Source organism: Glaciimonas sp. GNP009, assembly GCF_054343755.1.
On record NZ_JBTGUV010000004.1, the window covers coordinates 2,177,836 to 2,199,723 of the forward strand.

Sequence of the window (21,888 nt, forward strand, 5' to 3'; positions counted from 1 at the left end):
CAAACTGAATGGCCGCTGCACCCTATGCTGCCGCATTCGGTTGCGATGCCAGAAAAGTCCCATAGGCTGTTGCCGCTGCTGCAAATCGGCCAGCCTGTGTAGATATATCGCTGGCTAAATCTGCACCTTGATTACGTTGTGCATCCCGCTCCGCCTGCGTTCTCGGAGGCGCAATTCCAGCAGCACAATCGGCGGCAGCTGCGCCGCAATGTGCTGTAGGGATTGGCAGTATATTTCTCGTCACTGGCGCTGTGTATTCACTATTGCCAGCATACGTGATCAAACTCGGTACAACATTATTATTGGTATTGCCTACAATATAGGCACGTAATGCCGCATCGTCCGGTGCAATTTGTTGCGTAAAGATGGGTTCTCCCTCTGCGGTTGTTCCAACTCTCATCCATGTGCCGTCGCCCAGATTTGTACCAATGATCGTATCTGGACTAGCTCCTTCCGTCTGACCATCTTTTGTCATCGACATGCCCCGCATTTGCTCTTCAACTTGCTCAACCGTGTATTTTCCATCGCTGTTCGCGGCCAGTCGCTTGGCAAGTGTTTTTTCATCTGGATGCAACTGCCGGTTACTCACGAAAAAATGACAACGAAAAAAAATATCACAACAACCGTTGCGGTGTAAATAAAGCGAGCCTCTTGATTTTTTCCATCGTTATAGTTGCATGGGCCGGCTCCCGGTAAATCCTTATCAAATCGAAAAGCAAAAATCAACCAAATAACCCACCCCCCCCCAATGCACCAAAATATCGATTCGATATGATTTTTTGAAAATAGTAATATCAATAATTTAGCTGTCGCAGCAGATACAACAATATAAGAAATAAATTTAGTAATTTTCGAATTTTTCAATTTTTTACCTCGGAATTCTCATTATATTTTTCCTTCGAACGATCAATAAATATTTGCCATCCTCCGTTTAGATCAACTAAGGCTGTAATTCTATTTGCAGCAATTTCAGATAATCCATAAACGTTTTTTAAATAAGCTGTAGCCGTTTTTGCTATTGCCTCTTTTGCTAGCGCCGATACAGGAGTTCCATCAACAAAACCTGACGCTACAGACATTAATGTCCCAAGACTTCCCGCAAAAATGCCTATTCCTCCTACAGGCCTCACAAGTAAAGCAACTGTTGTTCCTTTTCCAATATCATCAAATATCTTCTTATCCAGCGCCCTCACATAAGCCACCGTCCCGGGATCAGACATATCCAGATTTTGCCCACCACAACCAACCGAAGCAGTAGGACAAGGAAAATATTTGGGCGCATGCATTTTGCCATCGACCGATATTTGTTGCGCATAGCGGCCTTCTTCATCCAGCGGTAAGTTGGTTGCCGGATCGCGCTTTATCTTGTTCGCGCCCGCTATTTCCGGTTGTCTGATCGGCGCTTTAATAATCACTCCAGCAATTTCTTTATCCACGTAACCGCTGTTGATATAAGGTGAGTTTTTTTGATCGTTTGTCGCATAGAACAGAAACTGTCCGTTACCGATAGACAGGCTGGGATTAGTGGCGGCATATTCCGACTGCAAAGTATGTAAGAACGCTTCTGCCTGTGCTGAGTAAGGCACGTCGTAACCGAGATTATAATCAATTAGATTTTGTGCCGTGTTTGCCAGTGATGATAACGCACCCTGGATTTGCTCTGGCGTAGGGTCATCTGTCTTGTACTTTTCTTTCGCAAAACGACGTGCGTTTTGTTTAATGAGTTCGGCTTCTTTCGGATGAAGGGCGCGATTATTCGCGTCGGCATTCTTCCCAATCATGCCGCCAGCGCCAGCACTCTCCTTACCGCCACCCGCCAATGCCCCCGAAGCCGCCCCGATCAAGGTCGCTCCCAGTCCCATCATATCGTTATAAGCCTGCAATCCTGCTTTGGTACTGGTGTCATAACCATTGTTCAGCAGATAGTCACTGATAATCGGTGACATCTTTTCCACCACCATGCCTGCGATCATGCCACCCGCGATACTGGTGTTGCCGAGCTTGGCCTGGATTAATCCCACGATGCCGTGCATGGCGATCTTTTGCGGGGAGCCTTCTGCAAATTTGAAACTCTTTGCGATGTCGCCCACCATACCATTTAACGCCGCGCCAGCGAGGTCGGCGGCGCGTTGATTCTCTTGCGCCTTCTTTTGTTGTGCTTGCAGTTCTTGCGCCTGTTGCAGGGTGAGTGTATTGGCGAGCGTTGCATTGGCGGTGCTGGCGTCGCGCTCGGTGAGGGTGTCGGCATTTGCCTGACTTTTCTGGTCGGTTGTGGCATCGCCCGTACCGGTAATCGTTACCGTGGCGGGGCTGATGACACTCTTCGTCTGGCTGGTTTCATCGTTGTCTTTCGGCATGCCTGCGCCACCGTTGAGGTTGCCGAGGACGTTGGCTGCAATATTACTCATCAGGCCGCCGCTGGAGAAGCCTGCACTGAGGCTATCGGAGGCGGTGTGTTGCTGGTTGATCAGATCGCGGCTGGTCAGGCTGGCTGTGTGCAGTGTGTTTTTATCAGTTTCTGCGGTGCTGGTGATTGCACCGCCCTGTAGATCAGTATTGCCTTTGACGTTGATGTCAAAGCCACCGCTGCCAGCGGCGATTCCGCTTTGCCCGACCGCACTGTGATAGTTGTGTTCAACGGTCTGTTTGGCGTAGTTGACACTGCCGGTGGACACGCCGGCACAAATCGGCGGAATGCAGAGGCTGACGCTGAAGCCGCCGTTTTCCTGTTTGCTGTCGTAGTTGTTCTGGTCTTGCAGGGTGACGATGTTGAGATTGCCGCCGATGGTGGCTTTGACTTTATCGGCCGCAAGTTGTGCGCCGATCAGGTTGGTGTCGCCGCCGCTCTTCATCGTTAAGTGATCGGTCGCCGTGATTTGGGTATTGTCATAGGTGGTTTCGCTGCCGTTGGCGTGGCCTTTGGACAGGGATGCGCCGAGCTGGAAACTGAGGCCGGTTTGTTCGCCGTTGGAGCCGAGTGTCGCCCCAATACCGGCGTTGCTGCCGCTGTTCGATGATTTCAGATCGGCGGTGTTTTTTGCCGCAAGAAGATTGATATTTTTAGCCGCATCGAGCGCAATGTTTTGTGCTTGCAGTTTGGCGCCTTCCATGGTGATGTCGCCTTCCCGGGCGGTGATGGCAATGTTGTTGGCTTGTAGGGTGGTGCCGCGTGCTTGCGTGGCGCGGTTGCTGCTGTCCTGTTTGCTTTGACTGGTCCCGAGGCTGACGCTGACACCGAAGCCGCCGCCGCTTTTGTTCTGCGGATTCGGCTTGAGCGATTCGGCAGTGGTGGAGCTGATCTGACCGCCGCTGACGAGTTTGTAGGCGTCGTACCCCGATTTGAGTGCCAGCGCGCCTTTTAATCGATCATTGTCGGTATGTTGCGCTTCGGTGACTTGATCGCCGATGCGGGTGATGGCGCCGCCGATGTTGCCCGTTAAACTGCTGCCCAGGGTGACGCTGTGAGTTTCCGCATGGGTTTTACTGGCGGTGGCGTTGTGCACGGCTTGCAGATCAACGGCGTTACCGGCGAGGGTGATATTGTTCTTAGCCAGCAATTCGGCCCCTTGGGTGACGACGTTGCCTTGCCCTGTTCCCTTGTAGTGATTGTCTAATCCTGCTTGTAGATTGAGGTTGCCACCGTTGGCAGAAATTAAACTGGTGCTCTGGGTGGTGGCGTTTCCCGAGCCGGTTTGGGCGGCGCTGATGTTGCTGAAATTGGTAAAACGCCCATTGAGTCCACCCTGAATGCCGAAGCTGGTGCCGCTGTTGTGGCTGTCTGTGGCCGAGGTGTCGGTGTTGGCAGCGGCGAGGACATTGACGTTGCGTCCGGCGTAAATGCCGACATCCTGATCGGCGGTGATCGCACTGGCGGCAATCGTGGTGTCACGGCCACTAACCATGTTGACGTTGGCACCGCTGATGCTGCTGCCAATCTGCTGGGTGCTGGTCCCGTTTTGTTGTTGATCCTGGGCGCTGTTGCCATAGCTGACGCCTTCGAGGAGATTGGCCGAGAAACCGGATTTCTTTTCTTCGATAGCGTAGCGCGTTTGACTGGTTTCTTGCGCCGTGACAATGTTCAGGTCCCGCCCGGCATTGAGCGTGACGTCGTGTTGCGCAATGATCTGGCTGCCTTGGAGCGTGGCGTCACGCCCCGCAACGATGGCGATGCTGTCACCGGTCACACTGCTGCCAACGACTTGGGTAGTACGCTGTTGATCTTGCATGTGCGAACTGCTGGAGGACATGAAGCCGCTGCTGGTGGTATAGATTTCCTGATCCTTGGTTCTGGTTTGTGCGGCGGCGACGATGTTGACATCGCGTCCTGCTGCGGCAGTCAATGCCGCGTCAGCGTGCAGGGTGGACGCCTGGGCGTTGATATCTTGTCCCGCGGCAAGGGTGAGGTTGCCGCCAGCGTTTATCTGTGTGCCGTGGACTTGGGTCTGACTTTCGTTGAGATGGTTTTGGTCACCATACGTGACATTCGACGTGGCTTGCGTGGTGACGGTGCTCAGATTGATATCCCGACCCGCAATCATGGCGGCGTCGCCAGTGGTGGTGATCGCCGTACCTTTTAAGTTGATATCGCGCCCACTTTGAATACTGAGTTGATCAGCGCTGACGCTGGCAACTTTGCTGATGCCGACGTTGACACCATTTTTGCTGCTGGCGCTGGAGGTGATGCTTTCCATGGACACATCGCGACCCGCCAGGATGCCGACGCGGTTGCCGGCAATGCTGCCGCCGTTGTTGATGAGGTCGTTGTCGGCGACCAACATGGTCGTGCCGGTCTTGGCATCGCTGCGTAGCGTGCCGCTGTTGTGAATGTCGGTGGCGTGGATCAGGGTGTTGTTGGATGCTTGCAAGGTGCCGCCGTTTTGCAGCGTGCCGTGGAGGCTGAGGTCGATATTGCGACCGCTCATGACAGCGCCGGTGGGGCTGACATCGTTGGCGTCCACGCTTGCCAGATACACCACGGGAACCAGGACGCTTTGCGTGCTGCCATCGGGCAATGCCACATTTTGCGAGACAAGCCAGACGATATCGGTGGTGAGCGCGGCCATTTGGGCCGCGGTTAAGGCAATACCCGGCGTCAATTGGAATTGCTCGGCACTGGCGACGCCGCTGTCCATCAAGGCTTGGTATTGTTCTTCGTTGGTGGCGAAGGTTCCCAAAAAGCGTTTGCCTGTGAGCTCCGTGATTTGATCATTGATCAACTTTTGTTCATAGAAGCCATCACCCAGCCGTTTTTGGGTGGTCATCGGATCGATACCGAGACGTCCTAGCAGGTAATCGCTGGAGATGAAGTTTTTGTAATTGGTGAACTTGGGATCGGTCTCAACCAGGAAGGGCGAGTGGGGGTTTTGGACGATAGGGAACAGTTGGTTATTGCCGATGCTGATATTCGGTAGGGGCACGCCTGGTTTGCCGACTGTTTGGGGCGTGCCGGATGTGCCGGTGTTGCCGCCCGCAGCACCATCGGCTGCGCCTACCGTTTGACCGTCACCGACTAAGTCATGCCCGCCTTGATTGCCACCGATGGTGCTGTTGTCCCCTGCGGGCACCGTGTTGTTGTCGACGCCAGTGCCAACGGCGCCATTGTCGCCCTGGTTTGGCTTGGTTAAATCCAGTACCGTCCAGACCGGTAACGTAAACTGCTGTGAAGGTAAATTGACATTGTAGGCCTCGCCGTTGTTATCGTAGATGTAATGATTCTGATGCGGGTGTCCGTCTACCCAGTGATAGTAATTGTGACCGGCGGTCATCTGGTTGGTGGTCGTGATTTCGCCGGGCGCGCCGAGGTTGGTGATGTTGCCGACCTGACCGCCTAACGTGCCGCCAGCAATGATGGTGCTTTTGTCATTGGTGACATCGCCCGATAAGGTCATGTGGCGACCGGCGGTGATGTTACCGGGATCGCTGGACGTGACGGTGGTTTTTTGAACAATCTGGGTATAGTCCTGTTTGTAGAACTTTTCAAAGCGGTTGCCGTCCGGCAATACCAAGACGATGCCGCCATCGCCACTGTCGCTCCACGTGATCTGATCGGCGTTGTACCAGATGTCGGAACCGTAAGCGCGGTATTGCGTGACACGCCTGGTCTGTGCGGGATCGATCACCAGATGAGTGGTGAAATGGTTGTTCTGGTTGGTGAGCGTGGCTGTTTGGAACGTTAAGTCATTTCCTGCATCGATAGTGGCGGAAGCATTGATGATCGATGCTGCATTCCCTATTGCTTTGTTCTCCACATCCAACGCGCCACCCAGCACCATATTATTCAAGCTTTGGAGGGTGGCGTGTTCGCGGTTGAGGATGGTGTGCGCGCCAATCGTGAGATCGTTGCGTGCAGCGATGACACCGGCTTGATAAGTCGACCCATCGCTATTTAAGATGCCATCATTGGTCATCGTTTGCGCACCGATGGCGACGTCATCACCATAGATACGACCGAGGTTATAGACCGCGTTACTCGCTCTTATGACGGTATTGCCATTGCCCGCATTGATCAATGCACCGTACTGGTTGGTGACGTTGGCGGCTGACAAACCGAGATGACGCACGGCTTCGAGATTGCCTGCGTTAGTAAGTGTGCCGGTGGTGGAGACATGCAGATCACGATTGGCCGTGAACGTATTGCCGACAGTATTGGTGTAATCCCCTTGCAGATTGATGGTCGCATCCTGACCGGCGATTACTTTGCCCTCTCCGATGATGGTGTTGGCGTTGATGGTGGTATTGTTGTCGCTGCCGATATTGCCCGCTGCATTGGTCACGTTGCCGCTGGTGGAGAGCGCAATGTTGCCACCATCACCAGCGGTGTTACCGATTTGCCCATTGGTATTATCCAGGCTGGCGAGCGTCAAGGCGATATCGCCACCCGCACTGACTTTACCGGCGTTGTTGTTGAAGGTTGCATTGGCGTGATTAGCCTTGAGATGGCGTGCTGCATACAGACTGCCTTGCGCATTGTTGATACTGTTGGCAATGGCGAGTGTTAGATCATTAGCTGAGATGACGTGACCTTGCGTATTGGTCAGGTAATTTGCGGCAAGTGTCACATTACCGTTTCCGCCGATGGTCCCGGCATCGTTGGCAATGTTGCCAGCGCTGTTGATGGTGGTTGCCCCCGAACCGCTGTTGGCGATACGTCCGGCAGAATTATCTATGCTTGCGCCAGAAAGGGTGAGTGTTGCACCCGCACCGTTCGCTTCAATGCGACCATTCTGATTGAGGATTGCCTGTCCGGCATGGGCAACAAGTGCATTGTCGCTTTGAATGACACCAGCATTGTTGTTCAGCACATTATCCGCGTTCAATAACAAGTCATCTTTGGTGTAGATCGTGCCGTCAGCATTGCCGATATCCGCTGCATGAATAGCGGCGCTACCGGCACTACCGATGAAGCCGCCGACGCCATCGGCAGCGCTGTTATTCAAACCTTGTTGCAGGGCTATAGTTAATGCCGAAGTACCGAGATTTTGAATGGTCCCGCCCGCATTATTGAGGCTGTTGGCATGCACCGTGAACCCATTCTTCATGGCTTCGGCTTTGCCGCTGACGTTGTTGAATTGTGCGAACGCCTGTAACGCAAGACTGTCTCCACCGAGATAACCGCTGTTGGAATTATCGATATCGCCGTTGCGGGCGGTAATCGTGGTTGCCCCTGCACCGAATACACTGCCTCCGGCATTATGGACGCTACCGGCATGCACCTGCGTCGCACCATTGGAACCGATGGTGCCGCCCGCATTTTGTAAAGCACTCTCGCCAACGTCAATGGTGAGTGCGCCCTGTCCAGCTAAAGAAATAGTGCCACCGTTGTTGTTCAACTGCCGTGGCGTGAGGGTCAGATCGGTGCTGTTGGTTTGTATCACACCACCGTTGGCATTATCGAGTGTGTCGGTGACGTCGATAATGCTGGTGTCTTTGCCGAACTGGGCGATATGACCGCCTTGATTCGAAAGATTAGTGGCGTGTATATTTAATTTGTCGGCATTTATTTTGCCATTGTTATTGTTGAGTTGGGTAATGGTCGCGCTTACCTTTGCCGCGTCCAATGCACCTTGTGCATTGCTCAGCAATGCTGCTTGTAGCGCTAACGTATTGGCGGCCGCTAACCGTCCACCATCGTTATTGAGTTGATTGCCGATGTGCGCTGAGAGGTTGTTTCCAGCGGTGATACTGCCACTATTGATCGCATTTGCAGCGGTAAGCGCGACATCGCCATTGCCGCCGATGACGCCACCTTGTGCGCCATCGGCTGTCGTGCCCGCGATATTGCGCAATACGCCGCTTGCGTCCAAAGATAGTCCGCTGGCGTCGAGCGAGGTGATGCGGCCTCCGGTGTTGTCGATAGTGGCGGCGCTGGCTGTTAAGGCGTTGGCCGCTTGTAGGGTGCCTTGCGTATTGCGCAGGTCACCTGAAAGCTTGAGCATTGCATCACGATTGGCGATCAGCGATCCGCGAGAATTGTTCAAGCTAGTGCCAGTAAGCAGTAACGCGCCATTGGTGGCGATGCGGCCATTGACGTTGCTAATTGCGCCAGAGTGAATGGTGAATGCACCGCCGCCAGCTTGGGTAACAACACCGGCATCGTTCATAAAACTAGCTGATTGCAGATTGCTATTATTGGCATTAGTGGCGATGACGCCAGAAGTGTTATTCGTTATGCCGCTGGTAATGATGTTGGTATCGCTTGTACCGGACTGCGTGACACTCCCAGAAATATTCGAGAACGCACCGGAAGTGCTGTTAAACGAAGAAGTGTTAATGACGCCATGGTCATTGACTACCGTGCCAGTCGCCTGCAATACCGTGCCGCCTGCCGCCTGAATATTTCCGCCAGCATGGAGGATATCACCATTCGTTGCCGTCAATGTCGTCGCACCATTCGCGCTGGTGTGTGCGCCAGTGAGGTTCACACTAGCGCCCGTCATCGTGACATTATTGCCAGCAGTATTCTGACCTGTCGCGGTTAATTGCCCGTTGGCATTCAGTACCAGATTTCCGGCTTGCGTAGCCTGTCCGTTCGCATCGATACCGGCAGCTAAAATGCCGGTCGAGTTGATGCTGTTAGCTACAACACTGAGGTCGGATTGCGATGCCATTGTGCCGCTGTTGACGACTTGCCCCGTGCTGTTGATGCTGGCGCGCTGTGCGTAAAGAGTGCCGGTGTTGTCGATATCGTCGTTGCTGCGTATCGTCATCTGGCCACCAGCATGGGTTTTACCGTTGAGCGATACTTTGCCCGCCGAATCCAATACGAAGTCGCCGGAAGAAGCCATGTCGCCATACGTTCTTACGCCGACGCCCGCTTCCGTACCCACCAATTTAATCTTTTGCGCATATAAGCCACCAAGCGCAGAGGAATCGATGGCGACGGTCGGTTGCTCGCCGTCACCTTGTATGACCTCAATACCCGTCATATCAGGGGTGACACTATTTGCGCCCGTCACGATACCCAGATTCCGTGCTTGTACTTGCGCATTGAACGCAACTGATCGGCTAATCAGCGAAAGGCTGTCGTTTTGCAGGGCGTTAATACCGTCACCATCGACCGCAATCTGGCCGCGTGTGACGCGATAAGCGGCCAGGCTGCCGTCACCGCCGAACTGCGCCACACCGGTCGTGAGGGTGACATTGCCACCGTTGATTACGCCGAAGCCATTCACGGATAAACCGTTCGGATTGGCGATAATGACGTCGGCGCGTTGACCGGCGACCTCAATGTAGCCATTGAGATGACTCGGCGCTACACCCATCGTTTCATTCAAAATAACGTTGGCACTCGTGTTGATCTGGGCGTTACCCTGAATGTATCCTGAGAGTGTGGTATTGACCGATGTCGGACTATTGTTCAATATCACGCCGTTGCGATCAACGTTAAAATCGGTGTAGCGATTGTGGCTCAGACCGGACCCATTCGGCTGCACAATCTGCACGACCGGTACGCCATTGCCAGCGCGATCGATGACGGGCGCAGGGCCACCATTCTTATAGGCAATCATTTGTGCGTGCACCGTCGTCACCTGCCCAAAGGCCGCCGCCACCAACACGCTCAAAAGTGCAAAACGCATCAGCGGGAAGGAGTCATTTGCCGGTGTATTGCCACCGGTTGCGCCTTTACCGCGGTTACGCGTGTTCTCGGCCACGGCTATGAACGTGCCGGAGGCGTGGCTAAACAGGGTGCGATAGGCGTTTTTATTCATGGGACAACTCCAATGCAACAAATCTGGTCTGATCTGTAAATGATGAGTGGAAAAAAACAGGAAGGACCCGTTTTTTAATATTGATATGTCACGTTAAAGCCAATGGATGGTGTAGCCGTTTTAAATTGCGCAGGTTTGTACAAAGACCATCCCGAAAACAAGTCATAGGTAAAACCTTTGTATCCGCCACGCACGCCCACAGTTGCGCCCGCCAGGGTGTCACCGACTAAATACTGGACCGATGGGCCATAAACCTTGCCGAAGTCGACCGCCACATAGACCGACTGGGCCGTATTGGCAATCGGTAGACTGAGTTCATTGCGCAGGTAAAATCCTCGCTCGCCGGTCAGGGTTAATTCACCATCGAATCCGCGCACGGTGTATCGGCCACCGATAGAAAACTGATCTGTTGTATAGAGCGGAGAACGGGTGTTTTGCCCACGGAAGGTGGCGATGTATGTCAGAGGTTGCAACGCCATTTGAAATGGCGCAACCAAGGTTACATCGACGGTTTGCATCGTGTACATAAACGTGGGGTAATCGGATGGACGGCCTTCTGGATTGCCCATGCCACCAAAAGCAGATGTGCCCCACCGATTAGCTAAGGTGACATCAAGCTGGGCATTGCCGATGTAATGGGTATGCACCCAACCGAGTTCCACAAACGCGGTATTGCGCTTTTGAACGCCAATGTCGACATCATCGATTGCGGTAGTGCTCCATCGCTTACCGACTTTGAACTGCCAGCTATTTTTTTGCGATGGATCGCGCTGGAATTGTTGTGTGACTTTGAATTCGAGATTCTTTGATTTGCCACTAGAGATATGGTCTTCGTTATTACCAGCAATCTTTTGGTGATAGGAATAGTCACTGGCAGAAAGTGCATAATTCCAATATCCCATCGGCACTGCGTAATACAAACTGTGGCCGCCCGTACCATGATTGTCGCCTTGACGATCAGCGTCGGTACTAATACCCAGATTGAGAATGTCAGAGACACCCAGTACATTATTCAATCCCAGATTAAAGCCACCTTGATATTGCCCAGTGCCTTTTGCGCCACCGTCATCAAAATTTGCGCTCAAAGTATAGGGTTTAGTGCGTTTGACGTCTAACATCACATCGCTCTCGCCAAGTGCATCGGCCGGTACGATCTGCATATCGACATCCTGATTCGGCACACGCTTAAGTTGTTCTAAACCCTGTTCGAGATCACGCAGATTGAGCAATTGACCCGCACCGGTTGGAAACGCATTACGTGGTGTGCCATGCAAACCCGAATCTGTATAACGGATGGCGTGAATCACGCCAGGTACCAAGGTCAGTGTGAGTGTTCCTGCTGATAAATCCTGTTCAGGAATGCCAATCCGCGTGGTGCTGTAACCATTTTGCATAATAAGGTTGGTCAGGCGCTGCACAATGACATTCAACCCTTGTTGACCGATACATTGGCCACTGTATTGATTCAGGTAGTTTTGTGCGAAACGAAAAGGATCGAAAGCCAGCTGACTTGCACCGGCTACGTGGGCGGCAGGTGATAGCTGCAATGGCACGACTAATTCAAATTGATTCATCTGAAAACAAGGTGACTCGTCAGGTAGCGTCAGCGAATGAATATCTGCTAAAGATCCAGTGGCGACAGCTGTTGGCAACACCACATTGGGTGCTTGCAATTGGCGCACGCGCTCAGCGGCCTCAAGCTGGCTGCGCCGACGTTGCTCTTCGCTGGCGGGAGTTTGGATAGCCTGACTATTGGCGTCGGAAAAAGTGCCTGTGAATAATAAAAATAAACCGATACTGTATTTAACTATGCTTAACCGCACATCACTTTGCTTGAGACAAATACTTTTTTTCATGAATTGCTTGGAGAGCCTTTACTAGAGCTAATACGGTGTAGACGAGACTTCGCACAAACGGGATGTCGTTTAATCGGACGTCATATGTTCTTGGAGCTGAATAGAGGACCGATTGAGTGCGCTTTTTTGTCTTCCGACGCTATTAGTCATAAATTATCAATGCAACAATATGACTATTCTTAAGAACCTTGAAACCGGTCGGTCGAAATTATAGCCATTGAAGGTTGATATAACCAATAAGTAAAAGACCTAAAATATTAGGCTTCAAAGTGCATATTTTTTTAGAAAAAAACTTAGGTGTGATAGCAAAACAGGAGAGAATTTAAAGGCAATGATGAAGGTTTTTTGTTTGAAAAAAAACTTAATCAGATACTTAGAACGTTGCTTGATAAACTATTTTTGACATGGTTTCGTAAATATTTTCGTAGCAGAGTTCGTAATCAGCTGCAAAAAAACGCACATAAATTTTCAGAAATTGTATCCGGCAATAAGCCTAATCAATTGCCGCAAGACGTAACGGAAAAGTGATGCACACTTTTAAGCCGCTTTTTTTTGATGGCGCTGAAAGCAGAATCGACGCATGATGCGCCGCAGCGATATCACGCACGATCGACAATCCCAATCCAGCCCCGCTTGGGTTCAATTGTTGGGCTGAAGGTGCGCGGTAAAAGGCTGCAAAAACACGCTCGCGGTCCGCTTCAGGAATGCCGCTGCCACTGTCCTCGATTTCAAATAATCCGTGCTGAGTTTGATCGTCACGTCGCACGCGCAAAATAATTTTTCCATTCGGTGGCGTATAACGAATGGCGTTATCTACCAAATTCGTGATCAACTCATGCAGCATCAGAGGATTGCCGTTGATTGACACATCTTCTTCAGCATCAAATGATAAATCGAGTTGCTTCTTGACCGCTTGCGGTGCCAGTTCTACACCGACCTGACGCACTGCGGCGGTGAGCGACAGCGGTACCATCCCACCTTCGGCAACACCATGCTCCGCGCGCGCCAAAGTCAGTAGTCGATTCGCCAGATGTACCGTTGCATCAGTAGTCGATGCCATGCTGTGGACGATCTCACGAATATCACGTATCGATTGGGGGTCCTGTGGATTTCGTTCAAGTTCTCGCAATGCCAATTCTGCCTGCGTTTTTAATACGGTAAGCGGAGTACGCAACTGATGCGAGGCATCGGCAATAAAACGGCGCTGACCGGTAATCAAGGTCTGTAGACGTCCCATATAGCCATTCATCGCAGCGACCAGCGGCCGGACTTCCGTATGTACCTGACTTGCATCGAAATCAGTCAGATCGGTCGGCGTTCGGCCTTCAACGGCTGTCTTCAATTGCATTAACGGACGCAGCACTATTCTGACCGCGAACCATACTAACAACGCAGTGACGGTCACCAACAAGCCCTGCCGCCACAAAGTACCAAACAAAATTTGTCGTGTCAGCGCACTCCGCGCATCCATCGTTTCTCCTACCTGAATGAGGGCGATACCACGCATCGAATCGTCATACACTGGCTGGTAAAGTGCGGCTATGCGCACCGGTTCGCCACGGTAGATCGCGTGATAAAAACGCACCAGCGCAGGATAAATTTCTGAACGCGGGATGTTTGGTGGAAGCGCTGGCAAATCTTCGTAGCCGGAAATAAATTCACCTTTCGTCCCGGTCACTTTGTAATAAATCCGTCCCAGCGTGTCGGTCTCAAAACTATCCAGCGCAACGTATGGCACGTCAACCACGACCTTGCCATCAACGATCGACACGCGTTCGGCCAACGCTCGCGTCGAGGCCAGCAAAGCCCGGTCATACGCCAGATCAGCCACATCCAGCGCATTGCGATACACCGAGACAGCGTCTAGCGCTACCAGCAATAACAACGGGATAAGAAGCCAGCGTAATAATTGACTACGCAAGGTCCCAAGCGATTTTTGGGAGGCTTTATTCGACGCTTTTTCAGCGGATTCTGCAGAAAATATTGGCGGACGCATTATTCTGCTTGCGCCTCCAGCAAATATCCCAAACCGCGCAAAGTGGTAATGGCGACCTGACCGGTTTGATCGCTTGCCAACTTCTTGCGTAGTCGATGAATATAAATTTCAATCGCATCCGGATTGGCATCATCAGCGAGTGAAAACACCTCATCAAAAAGCTTTTCTTTCGACACCACCCGACCAGCACGCGTCATCAATACTTCCAGCACCGCATGTTCGCGCGGGGTCAATGCTAAAGGCGATTCTCCATAAGTGAACATGCGCGAGACGGTATCAAACTGTAACGCGCCACAGCTATAAATCAAACCTTCGTTACCTTGCGCACGCCGCACCAAGGCCTTTACCCGCGCCTCAAGTTCTGCCAGCTCAAAGGGCTTGGCCAGATAGTCATCCGCGCCCAGATTCAGACCTTGCACACGATCCTGTACATCGCCGCGCGCGGTCAGAATCAAGACCGGAACTTTGCTGCCGCGGGCACGCAGACGCTTCAGGACTTCCAGTCCATCCATCTTTGGTAAGGTCAAATCTAAAATTACCAGCGCGTATTGCTGTGTATGCAAGAGAGAATCCGCGTCGGCACCGTTCATCGCGCATTCGATCGTCCAATGCGCATCTCGCAACGCCTTTGAGAGCCAACGCGATAATTCCACGTGATCTTCAATTAATAGAATACGCATAATCGTCAGAAGCCGTTTGAATGAGTCGCCAATATTTACATAGAATGGTCAGTTTGGCAAAACGCAGTTATTAGCTATGAAAAAAGTTAAAAAAAGCGCGCATCAGTATTAACCGATATTGTATTGCGCAGAGAGGCGCATAAAAATACAACATTTTTGATTCGATCCAGCGCTGAAAGGAAACTGAAAGATTCGACCGGCTATGATGCAATTAATTATAAAAACCCCTTGTTCCATTTCTGCCCTAATCGTCCTTGAAGTTTAAATAAGGTCGGTTGTATTTACACCCAGAAGGTGTAATAGCGACAGAGATGCGATGACAACACTAGATTGTGGGTGGAGACAATGAACTTTCGAACAACTTTGGCATACGCCAGTGCGGTCTGCTTGCTATCGACCGCTTTTGGCGTGTCTGCCAATACCATTGTGTCAACAAAACTGCCAAGCGGTACGCAATGTCTGGTGCCGGCCAAACCAGGCGGTGGCATGGATCTATCGTGCAAGCTTATCCAAAAGGGCTTGCTGCTTCCTTCTATTCATTATAAAAATCAGAAAAACGATATTCCTCTACGTATCAGTTATATACCTGGCGGAATCGGTGCAGTAGCGTGGAACGCAATCGTGACGCAACGCAGCGCCGAGGCGCAAACGCTGGTGATATTTTCTGGTGGTTCGCTGATCAATCTGGCACAGGGAAAATATGGACGCGCCAGCCCCGACCACGTGCGCTGGGTGGCGGCAGTCGGTGCCGATTATGGCATGATTGCCGTGCGTAGTGATTCGCCTTATAAGAATTTGGGCGATCTGATGAAAGCCTTAAAAGACACCCCATCCAAGGTCACCATTGGTGCTTCTGGCACGGTCGGTAGTCAAGATTGGCTGAAGGTATCCTTACTCGCCAGACAACGTCAAATTGATCCGAAAACCTTACGTTTTGTCGCGCTCGAAGGCGGTGGTGAATCATTTACCGCATTGCGCGCCGGTCATGTTCAGGTGGTATCTGGCGATGCGTCAGAAGCGACGCTGCACGCGCGGGATAGCGAGATTCGCATTCTAGCGATACTGTCCGACAACCGCTTGCCCGGCGCATTGGCGAACGTACCAACAGCGCGGGAACAAGGCATTAATGTGAGTTGGCCCATCATTCGCGGGGTCTATATGGGCCCGCACATATCCGATGCTGATTATCAGCACTGGGTCACCGCTTTCGACCAGATGATGGCGGCGCCTGAATTCAATCGTTTGCGCGCTGAGAGCGGACTTTATCCGTTTTCCCTGACCGGAAAAGCACTCGCCGACTATGTCAAAAAAACGGTAGATCAATACGGACAACAGGCAACCGCGCTGGGGTTGATGCGGTAGTCAGTTGATAGTTCGTCGGACAATAGTTCGTCGGCTGATAGTTATTCAGAAAATATCGTTTTTGCAATAGCAACAATGCTCGCTCGGTACACCCATGCCTACACAACCAATAATCAGGAGATAACACCTATGCTTACACCAAAAAAATCGTTGACCTTGTTGGTCACAGCAATCTCGCTAGCCGCCACCGGAAGCGTATTGGCGCAGACGCCCGCTGGATATCCTGCGGACTATAACAAGATCATTGAAGCGGCAAAAAAAGAAGGCAAGGTGGTGATTTATAGCGCCACTGATTCAAAAGCAGCCGAACCGCTGATCAAGGATTTCAGTGCCCTTTATCCAGGTATTAAAGTCGAATACAACGATATGAATTCGACCGAAGTCTACAACCGCTTTATCTCCGAGGCCGCTGCGGGCGGCACGACCGCGGATCTGCTGTGGTCATCCTCAATGGATCTGCAAGTCAAACTAGTGTCCGAAGGTTACGGTGCTGTGTATAAATCGCCGGAAGTGGGTGCGATTCCAGCTTGGGCGAACTATAAAGACACGGCGTACGGCACAACTTACGAGCCAATCGCGATCGTCTATAACAAGCGTCTGGTACCGGCCGATGAAGTTCCTACTTCACACGCGGCATTCACAAAACTGCTGACCACCAAAGCGGATAAATATCGTAATAAAGTCACCACTTACGACATCGAAAAATCGGGCGTTGGTTTCTCTTTCATTACCCAAGACGCACAAGATAATCCAAAATTCTGGGAACTTGCTACGGCACTTGGCGATGTTGCGGTGCGGGTTCAGTCTTCTACCGGCACGATGCTGGAACGGATTTCATCGGGTGAAAATCTGATCGGCTACAACATGTTGGGTTCATACGCGCTCAGCCGTGCAAAGAAAGACCCTTCGTTAGGGGTGGCGTTCACCACCGACTATAACCTGGTGATGTCACGCGTGGCGTTTATCAACAAATCGGCGAAAAATAGCAATGCGGCTAAATTGTGGCTCGATTATCTATTGTCGAAACGAGGACAAACTATCGTCGCCAATGAAGCACAGTTATTTGCGATTCGTAGCGACGTAACCGGTCCCTCAACAATGTCAGAGTTGACCAAGCAACTTGGCACGGCACTCAAACCGATTCCTGTTAGTCCAGCGCTGTTGCAATATCTGGATCAAACCAAACGTCTAGCTTTTCTGAAGCAATGGAAAGCGGCGGCGGGTAAAAAGTAATCTCTGGAATGTGACTGTTCGCAGCATTTTGTTCAAACTATTTAATAGCAAACTGCGCTAACGGTCGGTATCTCGCGCCTTTGCCAACTTTTACTTTTCTCTAACTGACTCTATCTAACTGATTTCTGAAAGTCGACCAACTGTCGTGTCCCTTACCAGGCGCAGGACGGAAGGTCACTTCACGTCTAAATTCTGAAGAGCGGTTGGTATTTGCGCTGATTTCACACGCCGTTCGCACGGGGATCACGCTTTTTTGGCACTCATTTTTTATCTGCATTCTGATCTGGACTGTACACACTATGCACACTCTTTCTGCTTCACATTCGCTAGCGCGCCGCACGTGGGCAGCGTGGCTTTTTCGCCTGAACTGGCCGCGCGGGCTGGTGGTGACACTGACCGCGCTGGCCGTGTTTGTCCCGCTGTCACTGATCTTTTATCAAAGCTTCTTGTCAGCACCCTTTTTTGCGCCGATAAAAGAATTAAGTCTGGAGCCGTATCGCTTTATATTTGACGATCCGGATTTTCGGCAGGCATTTGCTAATGGCATGATGCTTGCCGCCGGTCTTGCGTTGATTGCGGTGCCATTGGGCGGCATGTTGGCGTTTTTGATGATCCGTACTGACCTTCCCGGTCGTAGCTGGATCGCACCGTTGTTGCTTGTTCCTATTTTTGTCTCGCCGATGGTGATCGGTTTCGGTTATGTCGTATCGATGGGGCCGGTTGGCTTTTATACCGTCTGGGTCAAAAACCTGTTGAGTCTGGTTGGATTTGAAGGCGATCCGTGGAATGTGTATGCGTTTCCCAGCATTGTTATCATCGCTGGCCTGACCCATGTGCCGCATGTTTATCTGTATGCGTCCGCAGCACTCAAAAGCTTGGGTGCAGATGTCGAAGAAGCAGCCCGCGTCGCTGGTGCCTCGCCGCTTCAGGTTGCGCTGAATGTGTCTCTTCCGATGATCACGCCAGCGCTGGCGTATGCCGGTGTTTTGGTATTTTTCCTGGGCTTTGAAGTATTCGGATTGGTACTGGTATTGGGCGATCCTGAAGGTCATCTGGTATTGCCAACGTATTTATACAAACTCACCAACAAGCTCGGAACGCCGTCTTATCATTTGATGGCGGCAGTCGCCGTGTGTCTGGTTGCGGTGACGTTTCCACTGGTGATGATGCAGCGCTGGTTACTGCGTTCAGCCAACAAATATGTCTCTATAAAAGGGAAGGGCGCACGCCAGAAAGCACTGCCACTTGGGAAGTGGAAATGGCCTGCATTTGCGCTCATCGCGATGTGGATCATTTTCACTATCGTGATACCTCTTTCGGGCATTGCCTTACGTGCATTTGTGTCGCATTGGGGTTATGGCGTCTCACTGGTGGACGCGTTCACTGTGCAACATTTCATCGATGTCTTTGAGCAGCCATCGTTGATGCGCGGAATTCTTAATACTGTATTGATCGGCGTCATCGGCGGCGGTATCACGGTGGCCTGTTATTGCTGCATTGCATTGGCAATGCATCGCAAGCCGGACGGCATTACACGCTTTCTCGATTACAGCGTACTGGTCCCACGCGCCGTGCCGGGATTGTTGGCTGGTCTGGCATTTTTGTGGGTGTTCCTGTTCGTGCCTTCGGCGCTCAATGATGTGTTCAAGGGTCACGATAACTTCTTTGCGCACTGGATGGTAGATAGCGTGATTCCGGTCATGCGTGAACTACGCTCGACGATCTTTTCAGTATGGCTTGCGTATTCGGTTGTATGGCTGGCTTACGGCATGCGCCTGATCACCACAGCGCTATTGCAAGTAGGACCGGAGCTGGAAGAAGCCGCACGTGCAGTCGGCGCACGACGCGGTCAGGTCACCCGTCATATCACACTGCCGCTGGTACGTTACGGCTTGCTCGGCGCATGGCTGATGGTGTTTCTGATTTTTGAGCGCGAGTATTCCACTGCCGTCTATCTGCTGTCGCCGGGTACTGAAGTGATCGGTGCATTGATTGTCTCTTTATGGGCTTCGGGTTCGGTCGATCTGGTGGCGACGCTTTCTTTCATCAATATATTTTTAGTGGCTATCGGCCTCGGTATCGCGCTGCGCTTCGGCGTCAAGTTGCACGATTAAACCATCTTATTCAGGAAACGTATCATGAGCGAATTAAGTGTCAACAATCTCTATCTGGACTACGGCACCGGAGCCAGTGCCAATCAGATTTTAAAAGGTGTTTCGATGGAATTACAACGCGGCGAAGTCGTTGCGTTGTTGGGCCCATCCGGCAGCGGAAAAACAACATTGCTGCGTGCTGTCGCGGGACTCGAATCACCAAAATCCGGCACGATTCAAATCGGTGAACGTACCGTTTTTAATGGCAACGGCAAGCTGGAAATACCTGCCGAAGAACGTAATCTCGGTCTGGTATTTCAGTCGTATGCATTGTGGCCGCACAAAACCGTATTTAACAATGTCGCTTACGGTTTGCAGTTACGAAAAATGGGTAAAACCGACATTGCCGAGCGGGTTAACAACACCTTAACGCAACTGGGTCTGGGTCATCTTGGCGAACGCTTTCCGCATCAACTTTCCGGTGGTCAGCAACAGCGGGTAGCGATTGCGCGCGCTCTGGTTTACAACCCGCCAGTTATTTTGCTCGACGAACCACTATCGAATCTGGATGCCAAGCTGCGCGAAGAGGCGCGTGCATTTTTGCGCGAGCTAATCGTGCGACTCGGCCTGTCTGCGCTGATGGTCACGCATGATCAGGCCGAAGCGATGGCGATCTCGGATCGCATCCTGTTGCTCAATAACGGCAAGATCGAACAGCAAGGTACGCCTCAAAGTATGTATCAGACCCCGGATACACTTTTCGTCGCCGAATTCATGGGTAGCAATAATCGATTGCCGGCAAAAGTGCTGCAGCGTGACGGTGATCTGGCGCTGCTGGAAGTGGAGGGCGGCACGGTAAAAGCCACTGCACGTGGTAGCAACAACGGCAAAGAGGCAATCGGGATCATTCGCCTTGAGCAGGTACGCATCTCCAGCGAATCAGTCGAAAACGCCATCAAACTACCTTTATCCACGTGCATGTATCTGGGTGATCGCTGGGAATGTCTGTTTAAGAATGGTGACGCCGTAGACACCGTAGGACTGCGTGCTTACGCCAACCACCGACTTGATCCGGGCGAGTACTGGTTGCAGTTGCCGCAAGAGGCGCTGTGGGCATTTTAATGACTGAGCGCTGTTAATCAGGGCCGCTAATGAAATGACATTTTGTCGGTTCCTTAGATGTTATGAAGCTTTTTTGTAGTCCCACCGTTGTCCCATCATTGCCGCTGTAGATGGCAAGAAATTTAAGCAAATCACTAGAGGAAGACGAAATGAAAAGAAGTTTATTCGCCGCAGTTGTACTCAATACCTGTGCGCTGACCGCTTATGCGCAAAGCAGCGTTACCGTGTACGGATTGATCGATACTGGTGTGGAATACACCAACAACGCCAATGCAAAAAAAGATGGCGTCGTCCGTCTAAGCTCGGGTGCCATGAACACGTCGCGCCTTGGATTTAGAGGTGCTGAAGATTTAGGCGGCGGTTTGAAAGCCATATTCCAATTGGAAAGTGGTTTCAAAGTCGACACCGGCGAATTTGATAGCCCAGGTACATTGTTCGGTCGTCAGGCAAACGTCGGTCTGGAAGGCGCCTTTGGTCGGATTATTGCCGGTCGTTCATACACGACGACGTACGACTTTATTCTGCCGTTCGATTTGATGGGTTACTCGGGCCAATATTCCTGGGTTACGTCCGGCAATGCAACCGGTGGTCGCAAAGATGGGATGATTACCAACGCGGCCAATATCATTAAATATCAAGGTACTTTTGGTGGCGTCAAACTCGGCGCAACGTATGGATTCGGCGAAGTCGCTGGCAATAATAGCGATAGCGCTAAATACGCACTTGGCGTGGGTTATGTCGTTGGCCCGGTCAGTCTGGCAGCGGCTTATGATCGCTCGAACGGTGCTGCCGTTCCGGCATTACGGAACGATTACGACAAAGCCACCAGCATTCATCTAGCTGGATTATATCAATTGAACGACGACTGGAAAATGAACCTCGGCTATCGCAATTACAAAAAAACACTGGCCAACAACGGTGCGGATTTGCGTAGCGACATGTTTTGGGGCGGCGCCAGCTACCGCGTGACGCCGGTGTGGACCCTGATTGGTCAAATCTACTATCAAAATATTAAAAATGTCGCGAGCGGCAAAGATGCCGACCCGATTATGTACTCTGCACGCGCCAAGTATGCCTTGTCAAAGCGTACGGACTTGTACCTTAGCGCCGCTTACGCCAAAGCCAAAAACAACCAACTGGTTGGGGTGTCTCGCGACGATGCTGGATTTAGTAATAGTCAGACCGGCGTGATTGGCGGTATTCAACATCGCTTCTAAAAACCAATCAAACAGATAATTCTTCCGCTGGAAAACACGGTTAATGTTTTTGAAAGTGTTTGAATCTGACTCTATAGTATCTGATGGAAGCCCGGTTGTAGGTTGATCGGGCTTTACCAAT

At 51.5% G+C, this 21,888-nt stretch carries 11 protein-coding genes; 5 read left to right on the forward strand and 6 right to left on the reverse strand.

Features of this window, described 5'->3' with window-relative positions:
* Positions 1-22: 22 nt before the first annotated feature.
* The 6 genes from ACXX82_RS10565 to ACXX82_RS10590 form a co-directional block, all read right to left on the reverse strand.
* Positions 23-589 carry a hypothetical protein gene (locus tag ACXX82_RS10565; protein WP_458562888.1) on the reverse strand — a complete coding sequence of 189 codons (567 nt, stop codon included), beginning with the start codon at positions 587-589 and terminating at the stop codon, positions 23-25.
* Positions 586-864 (reverse strand): hypothetical protein, encoded by a 279-nt coding sequence (locus tag ACXX82_RS10570; protein WP_458562889.1) that lies wholly within the window; start codon positions 862-864, stop codon positions 586-588. Before ACXX82_RS10570 ends, ACXX82_RS10565 begins: the two co-directional genes overlap by 4 nt.
* Positions 861-10,208, reverse strand: coding sequence for a hemagglutinin repeat-containing protein (locus ACXX82_RS10575; protein ID WP_458562890.1), 9,348 nt, complete (start codon positions 10,206-10,208; stop codon positions 861-863). Before ACXX82_RS10575 ends, ACXX82_RS10570 begins: the two co-directional genes overlap by 4 nt.
* A gap of 74 nt (positions 10,209-10,282) precedes the next feature.
* Positions 10,283-12,064 (reverse strand): ShlB/FhaC/HecB family hemolysin secretion/activation protein, encoded by a 1,782-nt coding sequence (locus ACXX82_RS10580; RefSeq protein WP_458562891.1) that lies wholly within the window; start codon positions 12,062-12,064, stop codon positions 10,283-10,285.
* 493 nt (positions 12,065-12,557) lie between these two features.
* Positions 12,558-14,060 carry a sensor histidine kinase gene (locus ACXX82_RS10585; protein ID WP_458562892.1) on the reverse strand — a complete coding sequence of 501 codons (1,503 nt, stop codon included), beginning with the start codon at positions 14,058-14,060 and terminating at the stop codon, positions 12,558-12,560.
* The gene (locus ACXX82_RS10590) at positions 14,060-14,740 is read right to left on the reverse strand and encodes a response regulator (protein WP_323507200.1); all 681 of its coding nucleotides are present in this window, start codon (positions 14,738-14,740) and stop codon (positions 14,060-14,062) included. The genes ACXX82_RS10585 and ACXX82_RS10590 overlap by 1 nt, the downstream gene beginning before the upstream one ends.
* Positions 14,741-15,076: 336 nt before the next feature.
* Between ACXX82_RS10590 and ACXX82_RS10595 the strand changes: the two genes are divergently transcribed.
* From ACXX82_RS10595 to ACXX82_RS10615, 5 genes are all read left to right on the forward strand, one after another.
* Positions 15,077-16,102: a Bug family tripartite tricarboxylate transporter substrate binding protein gene (locus ACXX82_RS10595; RefSeq protein WP_322234459.1), complete on the forward strand. Its 1,026-nt coding sequence runs from the start codon at positions 15,077-15,079 to the stop codon at positions 16,100-16,102.
* Between the two features lie 129 nt (positions 16,103-16,231).
* The gene (locus ACXX82_RS10600) at positions 16,232-17,335 is read left to right on the forward strand and encodes an ABC transporter substrate-binding protein (protein WP_322234461.1); all 1,104 of its coding nucleotides are present in this window, start codon (positions 16,232-16,234) and stop codon (positions 17,333-17,335) included.
* 299 nt (positions 17,336-17,634) lie between these two features.
* Positions 17,635-19,449: an ABC transporter permease gene (locus ACXX82_RS10605; RefSeq protein ID WP_322234464.1), complete on the forward strand. Its 1,815-nt coding sequence runs from the start codon at positions 17,635-17,637 to the stop codon at positions 19,447-19,449.
* A gap of 24 nt (positions 19,450-19,473) precedes the next feature.
* On the forward strand, positions 19,474-20,550 hold the full coding sequence (locus ACXX82_RS10610) for an ABC transporter ATP-binding protein (protein WP_323507199.1): 1,077 nt from the start codon (positions 19,474-19,476) through the stop codon (positions 20,548-20,550).
* A 149-nt stretch (positions 20,551-20,699) separates the two neighbouring features.
* Complete coding sequence (locus tag ACXX82_RS10615; RefSeq protein WP_458562893.1) at positions 20,700-21,767, forward strand: porin; 1,068 nt, start codon at positions 20,700-20,702, stop codon at positions 21,765-21,767.
* Positions 21,768-21,888 lie beyond the last annotated feature (121 nt).